The organism is Citrobacter sp. CK185, from assembly GCF_030333565.1.
Taxonomy (GTDB): domain Bacteria; phylum Pseudomonadota; class Gammaproteobacteria; order Enterobacterales; family Enterobacteriaceae; genus Citrobacter_B; species Citrobacter_B koseri.
Window position 1 is genome coordinate 174,498 of sequence record NZ_JAOWFR010000015.1, and the last position, 13,961, is coordinate 188,458.

Below are 13,961 nucleotides of genomic sequence, written 5' to 3' on the forward strand. Positions count from 1 at the left end.
AAGGTGGATGTCGCGTCATGGAGAGGATTACAGTTACTCTCGGGGAACGTAGTTACCCTATCACCATCGCGGCTGGTTTGTTTAACGAACCAGCTTCATTCTTACCGCTGAAATCGGGCGATCAGGTTATGTTGGTGACCAACGAAACCCTGGCTCCCCTTTACCTTGATAAGATCCGTAGCGTACTTGAACAGGCGGGGGTTAACGTAGATAGCGTTACCCTGCCCGATGGCGAAAAGTATAAAAGCCTGACGGTACTTGATACGGTTTTCACCGCGTTACTGCAAAAACCGCACGGTCGCGATACCACGCTGGTTGCCCTCGGCGGCGGCGTGATTGGCGACCTTACCGGTTTCGCCGCCGCCAGCTATCAGCGTGGCGTGCGCTTTATCCAGGTCCCGACGACATTGCTGTCGCAGGTCGACTCCTCCGTAGGCGGGAAAACCGCTGTAAACCATCCCCTCGGCAAGAACATGATCGGCGCGTTCTACCAGCCTGCTTCTGTGGTGGTGGATCTCGACTGTCTGAAAACGCTTCCTGCGCGTGAGCTGGCATCGGGTCTGGCGGAAGTGATCAAATACGGCATCATTCTTGACGGTGAATTTTTCACCTGGCTTGAGGACAATCTGGACGCGTTATTACGTCTGGAAGGTCCGGCAATGGCGTACTGTATCCGCCGTTGTTGTGAGCTGAAAGCCGAAGTTGTCGCAGCAGACGAGCGCGAAACGGGCTTACGTGCTTTACTGAATCTGGGACATACCTTTGGTCATGCCATTGAAGCTGAAATGGGTTATGGCAATTGGTTACACGGTGAAGCCGTCGCCGCTGGTATGGTGATGGCGGCGCGCACGTCAGAGCGTCTCGGTCAGTTTAGCGCTGCGGATACGCAACGCATTATTACGCTGCTCCAGCGCGCAGGTCTGCCTGTTCACGGGCCGCGTGAGATGTCTGCTCAGGCGTATTTGCCACACATGCTGCGCGATAAGAAAGTCCTGGCGGGCGAGATGCGCTTAGTGCTCCCGCTGGCGATAGGGAAAAGTGAAGTACGCGGCGGAGTGCCGCACGAAATCGTTCTCAGCGCTATTGCTGACTGTCAGCAGGCGTAACAACAAGAAAGGTCGGACTGATACTGCACGGTATTGGTCATTTAAATTCAGGTTAACTGCAACGTCGTAAGCATTAACCTTTGAGTGGGGTGTTAAATGGATGAATTCAAACCAGAAGACGAGCTGAAACCCGATCCCAGCGATCGTCGTACTGGTCGTACTCGTCAATCTTCTGAACGCGATAATGATCCACAGATCAATTTCGATGACGTCGACCTGGATACGGACGATCGTCGTCCAGGGCGTGCGCGAAAGGCGCGTGAGGAAGAGCAGTACAGCGAAGACGATTATGAATCCGATGATGCAGTGGATGAAGAGCGCGTAGAGCGTCGTCCCCGCAAACGTAAGAAAGCCGCCAGCAAACCCGCTTCCCGTCAGTACATCATGATGGGTGTCGGCGTTCTGGTGTTGCTGCTGCTGATCATCGGTATTGGTTCCGCGCTGAAAGCCCCTTCACCCTCCTCTTCCAGCGATCAAACGGCGTCTGCCGAGAAGAACATCGATCTTTCCGGCAATAACGCGACCGATCAGGCGAGCGCCACGCAGCCTGCGCCAGACGCTGAACAGACCGCCGGAAACACGCAGCAGGATGTTTCTCTGCCGCCGATCGCCTCAACGCCAACGCAGGGTCAGGCGCCTGCCGCGACCGAAGGCCAGCAGCGTGTGGAAGTTCAGGGCGATCTGAACAATGCGCTGACCCAGCCGCAGGGTCAGGAACAGGTTAACAATGTGGTGGCGAACTCCACGCTGCCGACGGAACCAGCCACCGTTGCGCCAATCCGCAACGGCAATGCGCCGCGTCAGACGGCGACGACGCAATCGGGCGAGCGTCAGGCCACTACGCGCCCGGAACGTAAGCAGGTTGTGATTGAGCCGAAGAAACCGCAGACCACCGCGAAAGCGACGCCAGCGGAACCGAAGCCGACCACGCAGCCGAAACGTAGCGAACCTGCCGCGCCGGTCGCGACGACGAAAGCGCCAGCAACTTCCGCGCCAGCGGCAACGACCGCGCCGAAAGCCACCGCCAGCACTGCGCCTGCACAAACCGCAGCGCCAGCGCAAACCACAGCGGCAGCCGGCAGTGCGGCTGGTACGAAAAGCACAGGTAACGTGGGTTCACTGAAGTCTGCGCCTTCCAGCCATTACACCCTGCAACTCAGCAGTTCTTCTAACTACGACAACCTGAACGGTTGGGCGAAGAAAGAAAACCTGAAAAACTATGTGGTGTATCAGACGACGCGTAACGGCCAGCCGTGGTATGTTCTGGTAACGGGTGTGTATGCGTCTAAAGATGATGCCAAACGTGCGGTGTCTACGTTGCCAGCCGATGTGCAGGCGAAAAACCCGTGGGCAAAACCGTTGCATCAGGTGCAGGCCGATCTGAAGTAATAGTCATGTTAAAGCGCAGGATGCTGTCGGAGCTTTCTCCACAGCCGGAGAAGGTGTAATTAGTTAGTCAGCATGAAAAAGAATCGCGCTTTTCTGAAGTGGGCAGGGGGGAAATACCCCCTGCTTGATGACATCAAACGGCATTTACCGAAAGGTGAATGTCTGGTTGAACCCTTTGTGGGTGCCGGGTCGGTGTTTCTTAACACCGACTTTTCTCGTTATATTCTTGCCGATATTAATAGTGACCTTATCAGCCTCTATAACATCGTGAAGTCGCGTACTGAAGAGTATGTGCGGGCTTCCCGCGAGCTGTTTACGCCTGAGACGAATCAGGCCGAGGTTTACTATCAACTCCGTGAAGAGTTCAATACGAGCCGGGAGCCGTTCCGTCGGGCGGTCCTGTTCTTATACCTGAACCGCTATGGTTACAATGGCCTGTGCCGCTATAACTTGCGTGGGGAGTTTAACGTGCCGTTTGGCCGTTACAAAAAGCCCTACTTCCCGGAAACGGAGTTGTACCATTTTGCCAAAAAAGCGCAGAATGCAGAGTTTCATTGCCTTTCGTATGAAGAGTGTATGGATCGTGCTGATAGCAATTCTGTGGTCTATTGCGATCCGCCTTACGCACCGCTTTCTGCGACGGCGAATTTCACCGCTTATCATACCAATAGCTTCAGCCCAAAAGAGCAGGCGCGCCTGGCGGAGATGGCAGAAAAGCTGGTCAGCAAGCGGATCCCGGTGTTAATTTCGAACCATGACACGCCCGATACCCGCGAGTGGTACAAAGCGGCGAAACATTTTCAGGTCAAAGTGCGTCGCAGTATAAGCAGCAATGGCGGCACACGTAAAAAGGTGGACGAACTGCTGGCTCTGTACCAACCAGGAGTCGTAACGCCTGCGAAAAAATAATTCTCAAGGAGAAGCGGATGAAACAGTATTTGATTGCCCCCTCAATTCTGTCGGCTGATTTTGCCCGCCTGGGTGAGGACACCGCGAAAGTGCTGGCTGCTGGTGCGGATGTCGTGCATTTTGACGTCATGGACAACCACTATGTGCCGAACCTGACCATCGGCCCGATGGTGCTGAAATCCCTGCGCAAATACGGTATTACCGCCCCCATCGACGTGCATTTGATGGTGAAGCCGGTTGACCGCATCGTGCCGGATTTCGCCGCAGCGGGCGCCAGCATCATTACGTTTCATCCCGAAGCCTCCGAGCATGTCGATCGTACCTTGCAGCTGATTAAAGAAAACGGCTGTAAAGCGGGTCTGGTGTTTAACCCGGCCACGCCGCTGAGTTATCTGGATTACGTGATGGATAAGCTGGATGTGATCCTGCTGATGTCCGTCAACCCGGGTTTTGGCGGCCAGTCTTTTATTCCGCACACGCTGGAGAAGCTGCGTGAGGTGCGCCGTCGTATTGATGAGTCAGGTTATGACATTCGCCTGGAAGTGGACGGCGGCGTCAAGGTGAACAACATCGGCGAAATCGCCGCGGCGGGCGCAGACATGTTTGTGGCAGGCTCCGCGATTTTCGACCAACCAGACTACAAAAAAGTCATTGATGAAATGCGCAGTGAACTGGCAAAGGTAAGTCATGGATAAATTGCAGGATATTCGGGGTGTCGCCTTTGACCTCGACGGCACGCTGGTTGACAGCGCGCCGGGATTAGCCGCTGCGGTAGATATGGCGTTATACGCGCTGGAACTGCCTACCGCTGGCGAAGATCGCGTAATTACCTGGATTGGTAACGGCGCGGATGTATTGATGGAGCGTGCGCTCGCCTGGGCTCGACAGGAACGCGCTACGTTACGTAAAACAATGGGCAAACCGCCTGTTGATGATGAGATCCCCGCCGAGGAGCAGGTGCGTATTTTGCGTAAGCTGTTCGACCGCTACTATGGCGATGTGGCGGAAGAAGGGACGTTCCTGTTCCCGCACGTAGCCGATACGCTGGGCGCGCTGCATGCCAAAGGGCTGCCGCTTGGACTGGTGACCAATAAGCCGACGCCGTTTGTGGCGCCGCTGCTTGAAGCGCTGGATATCGCCAAATACTTCAGCGTGGTTATTGGCGGCGACGATGTGCAGAACAAAAAGCCGCATCCCGATCCGCTGCTGCTGGTGGCAAAGCGGATGGGCGTCGCGCCTGAACAGATGCTCTTTGTGGGCGATTCGCGTAACGACATTCAGGCTGCAAAAGCGGCTGGCTGCCCGTCGGTCGGCCTCACGTACGGCTACAACTATGGCGAATCAATCGCTCTTAGCCAGCCGGATGTGATTTACGACACTATTAATGACCTTCTGCCCGCTCTCGGGCTTCCGCATAGCGAAAATCAGGAATCGAAAAATGACTAAGCCCATCGTTTTTAGTGGCGCACAGCCCTCAGGTGAATTGACCATTGGCAACTATATGGGTGCGCTGCGTCAGTGGGTGAACATGCAGGATGACTATCATTGCATTTACTGCATCGTTGACCAGCATGCGATCACCGTGCGTCAGGATGCACAGCAGCTGCGTAAGGCGACGCTGGATACGCTGGCGCTCTACCTGGCGTGTGGTATCGATCCTGAGAAAAGCACCATCTTTGTTCAGTCCCATGTGCCGGAGCACGCGCAGCTGGGCTGGGCGCTGAACTGCTACACCTATTTCGGCGAACTGAGCCGGATGACCCAGTTCAAAGACAAATCCGCGCGCTATGCCGAGAACATCAACGCCGGTCTGTTTGATTACCCGGTTCTGATGGCGGCAGACATTTTGCTGTATCAAACGAATCAGGTGCCGGTGGGTGAAGATCAGAAACAGCATCTGGAATTGAGCCGCGACATCGCGCAGCGTTTTAACGCGCTGTATGGCGATATCTTTAACGTTCCTGAGCCGTTTATTCCAAAATCCGGCGCGCGCGTGATGTCACTGCTGGAACCGACCAAAAAGATGTCCAAGTCGGACGATAACCGTAACAACGTCATCGGCCTGCTGGAAGACCCGAAATCGGTGGTGAAAAAAATCAAACGTGCGGTGACGGATTCCGATGAGCCGCCGGTAGTGCGCTACGACATCCAGAATAAAGCGGGTGTGTCTAACCTGCTGGATATCCTCTCCGCCGTAACTGGCCAGAGCATCCCTGAGCTGGAGCAGCATTTCGAAGGCAAGATGTATGGTCATCTGAAAGGTGAAGTGGCTGAAGCCGTTTCCGGTATGCTGACCGAGTTGCAGGAGCGTTATCATCGCTTCCGCAGCGACGAAGCCTTCTTGCAGAAAGTGATGAAAGAAGGGGCGGAAAAAGCCAGCGCCCGTGCTTCCGAAACGCTGAAAGCGGTCTACGAAGCGATTGGCTTTGTCGCCAAGCCGTAATGCGCACCGCGCCGTAGGCCAGATAAGACGTTTACGCCGCCACCCGGCGTAAACACGGCGAGGCCTACAGTGATGCGACACCACACATTAAAAAACCGGGGATTTCCCGGTTTTTTTGTCTCTCTGCGTATCCGTGACGAAAAACTGTGAGGCGTCTCGCCGTTTACGCACATCGTCATTGCGCGATATCTTCATTTTAATGAATATATAAATATTCACTTTACTGAAAATTTATGATGCGTCGAACATTTATCAAAAAAGAGGGGGTCGTGCTGACGACCCTGGCCCGCTACCTGCTTGGTGAGAAATGCGGTAACCGTTTGAAAACGATAGATGAACTGGCTAATGAATGCCACTCATCAGTGGGGTTAACGCAGGCCGCATTAAAAACGCTGGAGTCTTCCGGGGCGATCCGTATTGAGCGTCGTGGGCGCAACGGCAGCTTCCTGGTGGAGATGGATAACAAAACGTTGCTGTCGCATGTGGACATCAGCAACGTTGTTTGCGCGATGCCGCTGCCGTACACCCGTCTGTATGAAGGGCTGGCGAGCGGGCTGAAAGCGCAGTTTGAAGGGATTCCATTTTATTACGCACACATGCGTGGGGCGGACATCCGGGTTGAGTGCCTGCTGAATGGCGTCTACGACATGGCCGTGGTGTCGCGTCTGGCCGCAGAGAGCTACCTGGCGCAAAACGGGTTGCGCATCGCGCTGGAACTGGGGCCACACACCTATGTCGGCGAGCACCAGTTGATCTGCCGTAAAGGCGAATCCGACCGGGTGAAGCGAGTGGGGCTGGATAACCGTTCGGCAGATCAGAAAATCATGACTGAAGCCTGTTTCGGCAAAAGTGATGTGGAGCTGATAGACCTCTCTTATCACGAAAGTCTTCAGCGCATTGTGAAAGGTGATGTGGATGCGGTGATCTGGAATGTGGTGGCGGAAGCGGAGCTGGCATTGCTGGGGTTAGAAGCGACGCCGCTCACCCGCGATCCTCGATTCTTGCAGGCCACCGAAGCCGTGGTGCTGACCCGGTCGGACGATTACCCGATGCAGCAACTGCTGCGCGCCGTGGTGGACAAACAGGCGCTGCTCGCCCATCAGCAACGTGTGGTCAGCGGTGAACAGGAACCCAGTTACTAAGTTAATCAAAGGCATTGTAAATGGAAAACAGACTCAGCCTGCTGTGTGACGCAGGGGTTATCGACGAAGATATTTGCCATGGCATGTTGCAGGTCGTCAGACGACTGGACGAGGAGTGGAAGCTGCCGGTGCATACCGAGCAGGGAACGATGGCGATAACCCACATGGCCAGCGCGTTAATGCGCAGTCGTCGGGGAGAGGTGATTGACGCGCTGGATCACGAGTTGCTGGCGGAACTGACGCAATCTCCCCACTGGCCCGCGATTTTGTTGGCGCACCAGGCGCTGCTGGCGGAGTTTACGGTTTCGCTTCATGCCAATGAGGAAGGTTATTTGTTGGCAAATCTATATGGGCTGTGGATGGTGGCGCACGAAGCGTCGTGAGGAACACCGTACATCAACGTACCACACCTTAAATATTCAAAAAAATGAATATTTAATTCAGGGATTAGAAACCGAGGCACAAAGATGTTTATACACGCATTGAAACGCCAGAATCCGGCGCTGATTACCGCCGCGATCCGACTCTGGCAGCAGGGAAGGATCGTCCCGGACAGCTGGGTGATTGATGTTGATCAGGTGCTGGAAAACGGGAAGCACCTGGTTGATACGGCCCATCAATACGGTATCACGCTGTATCTGATGACAAAACAGCTTGGTCGCAATCCCTGGCTGGCGGAAAAGCTGCTGGCGCTGGGATATGCCGGAATTGTCACGGTGGATTACAAAGAGGCCAGGGTCATGCGTCGCGCCGGATTGCCGGTGGCGCATCAGGGGCATTTAGTGCAGATCCCCTCCCGGCAGATTGACGAAGCGGTGGAGCAAGGGACGGACATTATTACGCTCTTTTCGCTGGAGAAGGCGCGTGAAGTGTCGGCGGCGGCGGTGAAGGCCGGGCGCGTGCAGGCGGTAATGCTGAAGATTTACGGCGAGCAGGATTTTCTTTATCCGGGGCAGGAGAGCGGCTTCCCGCTGGCGCGCCTTGATGACGCTGTGAATGACATTCGCCGTCTGCCGGGGCTCCATGTCACGGGGTTAACGCATTTCCCCTGCCTGCTGTGGGATGACGCATCAGGCGAGACCAGGCCGACGCCCAATCTGCATTCCCTGGTCAAGGCGAGGCAGCAACTGGAAGAGCGGGAGATTGCCATTGAGCAGCTTAATGCGCCCTCTGCAACCAGTTGCGCGTCTTTGCCGCTGTTGGCGCGGTATGGCGTCACCCATGCCGAACCGGGCCATGCGCTGACCGGCACCATTCCGTCGAATCAGCAAGGCGATCAGCCTGAACGCATTGCGATGCTCTGGCTGAGTGAAATTTCGCACCATTTTCGTGGCAACAGCTACTGCTATGGCGGCGGCTATTACCGCCGGGGACATGCGCGCAACGCGCTCGTTTTTACGCCGGAAAACGACGTTCCCGCGAAGACGACGCTGGAACCCGTCGATGACAGCAGTATCGACTACTACCTGCCGCTTGCAGGGACGTTTCCGGTGAGCAGCGCCGTGGTGCTCTGTTTTCGTACCCAAATTTTTGTGACGCGCAGTGATGTGGTGCTGGTGTCTGGCATTCAGCGCGGCGCGGCGGAAATCGTCGCCCGTTATGACAGTCTCGGAAACGTACTGGAGGCGTAATGGCTCGTTTTGTGGTGCTGGTGATTGATAGCTTCGGCGTCGGCGCAATGAAGGATGTGGCGGAGGTTCGCCTGCAGGATGTCGGGGCGAATACCTGCGGACATATTCTGCGTCAGCTCCCGCAGCTACATCTGCCGACGCTGGAGAAACTGGGGTTGATTAACGCGCTGGGCTATGCGCCAGGCGTTATGGCTCCCTCGGCATCGGCAGCGTGGGGGATCGCGGAATTGCAGCATGAAGGAGGGGATACCTTCATGGGGCATCAGGAGATTTTAGGCACGCGTCCGCAGGCGCCGCTGCGTATGCCGTTTAGCGAGGTGATTGATCGCGTTGAGCTGGCGCTGAAGGCAGCGGGCTGGCAGGTAGAGCGACGTGGCGGCGAACTGGCGTTCCTGTGGGTCAATGAGTCGGTGGCGATAGGCGATAACCTCGAAGCGGATTTAGGGCAGGTTTACAACATTACCGCCAACCTTTCCGCCATCGCCTTTGACGAGGTGCTGAAGATTGGCCGCATTGTGCGTGAACACGCGCAGGTGGGGCGCGTCATTGCATTCGGCGGCACGCTTCACGACAGCCAGCGGATTCTGGACGCCGCAGAAGCGAAAGAGGGGCGTTTTATTGGCATCAATGCGCCGCGATCCGGCGCATATGAAAGCGGTTTTCAGGTTGTTCATATGGGCTATGGCGTGGATGAACGGGTTCAGGTGCCGCAAAAACTGCATGAGGTTGGCGTGCCGACCGTGCTGATCGGCAAAGTGGCGGATATCGTGGCGAACCCTCACGGACGTAGCTGGCAAAACCTGGTGGACAGCCAGCGCATCATGGATATCACGCGCGATGAATTCAGTGCCGCCCGGCACGCGTTTATCTGCACCAACATCCAGGAAACCGATCTGGCGGGGCACGCCCAGGATGTCGCACGTTATGCGGAACGTTTGCAGGTGGTTGACCGTAATCTTGCGCGGCTGACAAGCGAGATGACACCCGATGATTGTCTGCTGGTGATGGCCGACCACGGCAACGATCCAACGATAGGTCACAGTCACCATACCCGTGAAAGAGTGCCGATTCTGGTCTACCGGCAGGGGCTGAAGCCTGTTCAGTTAGGCCTTCGCGCCACGCTGTCGGATGTGGGCGCGACGGTCTGTGAGTTCTTTGGCGCGCCCGCGCCACAAAACGGCACCTCTTTCTTTTCGTCATTACAGCTCACAGGAGACGCCGTATGAATTTTGATACGTCAGGCTACACCTGGGCCCATGAGCATCTGCACATCGATCTCTCCGGGTTCAAGAATAACCTCGACTGCCGGTTAGATCAGTACGATCTCATTTGTCAGGAGATGAAAGATCTGCGGGCGTTGGGCGTGCGCAACATCATTGAAATGACTAACCGCTATATGGGGCGCAACCCGCAATTCATGCTCGATTTGATGCGGGATAGCGGGATAAACGTGGTGGCCTGTACGGGTTACTACCAGGACGCATTTTTCCCTGAGCATGTCGCGACCCGCAGCGTGGAGCAGCTTGCGCAGGAGATGATCGATGAAATTGTCATCGGTATTGATAACACGACGCTGAAAGCCGGAATTATTGCGGAAATCGGCTCCAGTGAAGGGGTGATTACGCCGCTGGAAGAGAAGGTGTTTATCGCCGCTGCGCGCGCCCACAATGAAACCGGACGCCCCATTTCCACCCATACCTCGTTCAGTACTATGGGGCTGGAGCAACTGGCCTTGTTGCAGGCGCAGGGCGTCGATCTCTCCCGCGTGGTGATTGGTCATTGCGATCTGAAAGATAACCTTGACGGCATTTTGCAGATGATCGATCTCGGCGCGTACGTGCAGTTCGACACCATCGGCAAAAACAACTACTACCCGGATGAAAAGCGCATCGACATGCTGAATGCGCTGCGCCAGCGTGGTTTGCTCAACCGCGTGATGCTTTCGATGGATATTACCCGCCGCTCCCATCTAAAAGCCAATGGCGGCAATGGCTACGACTACCTGTTAACCACCTTTATCCCACAGCTGCGCCAGTCAGGATTCAGTCAGGCCGATGTGGACACGATGTTGCGTGATAACCCCTCACAATTTTTCCAATAAGGACAGAAAGATGAAAAAGATTGGTGTTGCTGGCTTACAGCGTGAGCAGATTAAAAAAACCATCGAGACCGTGGCGCCCGGCTGCTTTGACGTGTCCATTCACAACGATATGGACGCGGCGATGAAAGTGAAGTCCGGGCAACTGGATTATTACATCGGCGCGTGTAATACCGGCGCTGGCGCGGCGTTGTCGATAGCGATTGCGGTGATTGGCTACAACAAAAGCTGCACCATCGCTAAGCCGGGTATTAAAGCGAAAGACGAGCATATCGCAAAGATGGTCGCGGAAGGGAAAGTGGCGTTTGGCCTCTCTGTCGAACATGTTGAGCATGCGATTCCCATGCTGGTTAACCACTTGAAATAAAAGGCATGCTTATGGAGCTGTATATTCAGATTCTGGTGGTGGCCTGCCTGACGGGGATGACGTCGCTACTGGCGCACCGCTCAGCCGCCGTTTTCCATGACGGGATTCGCCCGATCTTACCGCAGCTGATCGAAGGCTATATGAACCGCCGGGAGGCGGGGAGTATCGCGTTTGGTTTGAGTATCGGTTTTGTGGCGTCGGTGGGGATCTCATTTACCCTCAAAACGGGGCTGCTTAACGCCTGGCTGCTGTTTTTACCTACCGATATTCTTGGCGTACTGGCGATCAATAGCCTGTTGGCGTTTGGGCTTGGCGCCGCCTGGGGCGTGCTGATTCTGACCTGTCTGCTGCCGGTAAACCATCTGCTTACCGCCTTGCCGGTTGACGTGCTGGGGAGCCTTGGCGAGCTGAGTTCCCCGGTTGTCGCCGGTTTTGCGCTGTTCCCGCTGGTGGCGATTTTTTATCAATTCGGCTGGAAACACAGTCTTATCGCTGCGGTTGTGGTGCTGATGGCGCGTGTCCTGGTGGTGCGTTACTTCCCGCATCTGAACCCGGAATCGATTGAGATTTTTATCGGCATGGTGATGCTGCTGGCGATTGCGATTACGCACGACCTGCGCCACCGTGGCGATGAGGACATGGATACCAGTGGGTTATCCGTCTTTGAGGAGCGCACCTCCCGCATTATTAAAAACTTACCGTATATCGCGATCGTCGGCGCGTTGATTGCGGCGGTCGCCAGTATGAATATTTTTGCCGGCAGCGAGGTGTCGATCTTTACCCTTGAGAAAGCCTATTCTGCTGGCGTTACGCCTGAAGAGTCGCAGACCTTGCTTCATCAGGCGGCGCTGGCGGAGTTCATGCGCGGGCTCGGCTTCGTGCCGATGATCGCCACAACGGCGCTGGCGACGGGCGTGTATGCGGTGGCCGGTTTTACCTTTGTGTATTCCGTGGGCTATCTGGCGCCGAATCCGTGGATTGCCGCCATCCTGGGGGCGGTCGTGATTTCTGCGGAAGTGCTGCTGTTGCGCTCAATTGGGAAGTGGCTTGGACGCTACCCGTCGGTGCGCAATGCGTCGGACAATATCCGTAACGCGATGAATATGCTGATGGAAACCGCGCTACTGATCGGCTCTATTTTTGCGGCGATCAAGATGGCGGGTTATACCGGCTTCTCGATTGCGATTGCTATCTACTTCCTCAACGAGTCGCTGGGGCGCCCGGTGCAGAAGATGGCCGCGCCGGTCGTGGCCGTGATGATTACCGGTATCTTGTTGAATATTCTCTACTGGTTCGGTTTGTTTATTCCGGCCTGAGGAGGCGTCTAAATGAAAACCTTCCCCCTGCAAAGCCTGACGCTCGCCGAGGCGCAGCAGAAGCAGTTTGCGCTGGTGGACACGGTGTGTCGTTATTTTCCGGGCGCGGATTTTTTAAAGGGTGGCGATCTGGGGTTAAGTCCGGGGCTTAACCAGCCGGGAACCACCCGACAAGTGGAAAAGGTGCTGGCGGAGGCGTTTCATGCTGAGGACGCGGTGCTGGTGCAGGGCGCGGGAACCGGCGCGATTCGGGCCGGGCTGGCCGCGCTGCTGAAACCGGGGCAACGCCTTCTGGTGCATGATGCGCCGGTTTATCCCACAACGCAGGGGATCGTCGAGCAGATGGGGATTGTGCTTGTCAGAGCGGATTTCAACGATCTGGCGACAATAACGCAGGTTATCGCAGAGCATCGGCCCCATGCGGCGCTGGTGCAACATACGCGTCAGCAACCGCAGGATTGCTATTCTCTGGCCGGGGTGCTGGTGGAGCTTGCGCGATGCGGCGTCCCCACGCTGACCGACGATAATTATGCGGTGATGAAAGTGGCGCGTATTGGCTGTGAATGTGGGGCCACGCTGTCCACGTTTTCCTGTTTTAAACTCTTCGGGCCTGAAGGCACCGGCGCGGTGGTGGGGGAGGCGGAAGCCATCGCCAGAATACGTGCGACGATGTATTCCGGCGGCAGCCAGATTCAGGGTGCGCAGGCGCAGGCGGTGCTTCGTGGCCTGGTTTTCGCGCCAGTGATGCACGCTGTGCAGGCAGGGGTGACGGAACGTTTACTCGCCTTGTTAAACAGTGGAGCCGTGCCGGAAGTGAAGCAGGCGGTGATTGCGAATGCGCAATCGAAAGTGTTGATTGTGGAGTTCCACCAGCCCGTTGCCGAAAAGGTGCTGGAGGAGGCGCAAAAGCGCGGGGCGTTGCCTTACCCGGTGGGCGCGGAGTCCAAGTATGAAATCCCGCCATTGTTTTATCGCCTTTCCGGTACGTTTCGTGCGGCCCGTCCGGGTCTGGCGCGTTATGCGATTCGTATTAATCCCAACCGCAGCGGCGAAGAAACGGTGTTACGTATTTTGCGGGAAAGCCTGTGTGCCTGATGGCACAGCACCGTAGGCCGGATAAGGCGTTTACGCCGCCATCCGGCGTGTATGTGTGCACGAAAGCCTGATGGCGCTGCGCTTATCAGGCCTACAATGATACACATGAAAAAACCGGGGAATCCCCGGTTTTTTTGTATCGTGCGACAACGGTTTCGATTATTGATCCGCGGCCGGGCCGCAACCACCAATAATTTTTGAAATAGAAATTGCCGGGTGAAGTAAATAATCGTAACTGCAATCATTCTTTTTGTTTTCGATATGACCCGTACACGCGGTGAGCGTAGCCAGCATCCCTGCCACAACGGCAATCTTTGCAATTTTAAACATGACAAAATCCTTGTAAATAAAACAATTTTAATTGTATGAGATAAATGGAAAAATCCATTTTGCGGACGTTACCATATCAATTAATAAGGGAGTGAGGTAGTCCAGATAAGGACTTCTTATTCTGCGGGTAATATG

General features: G+C 55.6%; 15 protein-coding genes. 14 read left to right on the forward strand and 1 reads right to left on the reverse strand.

What is annotated here, in order from left to right; all coding sequences use genetic code 11:
* The first annotated feature begins 17 nt into the window (after positions 1–17).
* The 14 genes from aroB (at position 18) to OGV79_RS03125 (ending at position 13,496) form a co-directional block, all read left to right on the forward strand.
* Positions 18–1,106, forward strand: a complete 1,089-nt coding sequence (gene aroB, locus OGV79_RS03060) for a 3-dehydroquinate synthase (protein WP_012135497.1) — start codon at positions 18–20, stop codon at positions 1,104–1,106.
* A gap of 96 nt (positions 1,107–1,202) precedes the next feature.
* The gene (gene damX / locus OGV79_RS03065) at positions 1,203–2,495 is read left to right on the forward strand and encodes a cell division protein DamX (protein ID WP_047460719.1); all 1,293 of its coding nucleotides are present in this window, start codon (positions 1,203–1,205) and stop codon (positions 2,493–2,495) included.
* A 72-nt stretch (positions 2,496–2,567) separates the two neighbouring features.
* Positions 2,568–3,404, forward strand: coding sequence for an adenine-specific DNA-methyltransferase (gene dam, locus OGV79_RS03070; RefSeq protein WP_012135494.1), 837 nt, complete (start codon positions 2,568–2,570; stop codon positions 3,402–3,404).
* Positions 3,405–3,421: 17 nt separating this feature from the next.
* Positions 3,422–4,099, forward strand: coding sequence for a ribulose-phosphate 3-epimerase (gene rpe / locus OGV79_RS03075; protein ID WP_012135493.1), 678 nt, complete (start codon positions 3,422–3,424; stop codon positions 4,097–4,099).
* Complete coding sequence (gph, locus tag OGV79_RS03080; protein ID WP_012135492.1) at positions 4,092–4,850, forward strand: phosphoglycolate phosphatase; 759 nt, start codon at positions 4,092–4,094, stop codon at positions 4,848–4,850. Before rpe ends, gph begins: the two co-directional genes overlap by 8 nt.
* Positions 4,843–5,847: a tryptophan--tRNA ligase gene (gene trpS / locus OGV79_RS03085; RefSeq protein ID WP_012135491.1), complete on the forward strand. Its 1,005-nt coding sequence runs from the start codon at positions 4,843–4,845 to the stop codon at positions 5,845–5,847. The genes gph and trpS overlap by 8 nt, the downstream gene beginning before the upstream one ends.
* Before the next feature lie 236 nt (positions 5,848–6,083).
* Positions 6,084–6,989 (forward strand): GntR family transcriptional regulator YhfZ, encoded by a 906-nt coding sequence (gene yhfZ / locus OGV79_RS03090; protein WP_024131011.1) that lies wholly within the window; start codon positions 6,084–6,086, stop codon positions 6,987–6,989.
* 20 nt (positions 6,990–7,009) lie between these two features.
* On the forward strand, positions 7,010–7,372 hold the full coding sequence (locus tag OGV79_RS03095; RefSeq protein ID WP_200024226.1) for a PRD domain-containing protein: 363 nt from the start codon (positions 7,010–7,012) through the stop codon (positions 7,370–7,372).
* A gap of 84 nt (positions 7,373–7,456) precedes the next feature.
* Entirely contained in the window at positions 7,457–8,620 is a 1,164-nt protein-coding gene (locus tag OGV79_RS03100) for a YhfX family PLP-dependent enzyme (protein ID WP_286467275.1), read from the forward strand.
* Positions 8,620–9,846 carry a phosphopentomutase gene (locus tag OGV79_RS03105; RefSeq protein ID WP_286467277.1) on the forward strand — a complete coding sequence of 409 codons (1,227 nt, stop codon included), beginning with the start codon at positions 8,620–8,622 and terminating at the stop codon, positions 9,844–9,846. Before OGV79_RS03100 ends, OGV79_RS03105 begins: the two co-directional genes overlap by 1 nt.
* On the forward strand, positions 9,843–10,721 hold the full coding sequence (locus OGV79_RS03110) for a phosphotriesterase-related protein (RefSeq protein ID WP_012135485.1): 879 nt from the start codon (positions 9,843–9,845) through the stop codon (positions 10,719–10,721). Before OGV79_RS03105 ends, OGV79_RS03110 begins: the two co-directional genes overlap by 4 nt.
* A 10-nt stretch (positions 10,722–10,731) precedes the next feature.
* Entirely contained in the window at positions 10,732–11,085 is a 354-nt protein-coding gene (locus OGV79_RS03115; RefSeq protein WP_047460736.1) for a DUF2620 domain-containing protein, read from the forward strand.
* Between the two features lie 11 nt (positions 11,086–11,096).
* Positions 11,097–12,401, forward strand: a complete 1,305-nt coding sequence (locus OGV79_RS03120) for a YhfT family protein (protein ID WP_134768989.1) — start codon at positions 11,097–11,099, stop codon at positions 12,399–12,401.
* A gap of 12 nt (positions 12,402–12,413) precedes the next feature.
* Positions 12,414–13,496, forward strand: coding sequence for an aminotransferase class I/II-fold pyridoxal phosphate-dependent enzyme (locus OGV79_RS03125; protein WP_286467296.1), 1,083 nt, complete (start codon positions 12,414–12,416; stop codon positions 13,494–13,496).
* 159 nt (positions 13,497–13,655) lie between these two features.
* Here the strand turns inward: OGV79_RS03125 and OGV79_RS03130 are convergent, their stop codons facing one another.
* Complete coding sequence (locus OGV79_RS03130; RefSeq protein WP_012135480.1) at positions 13,656–13,826, reverse strand: YhfL family protein; 171 nt, start codon at positions 13,824–13,826, stop codon at positions 13,656–13,658.
* Between the last annotated feature and the right edge of the window lie 135 nt (positions 13,827–13,961).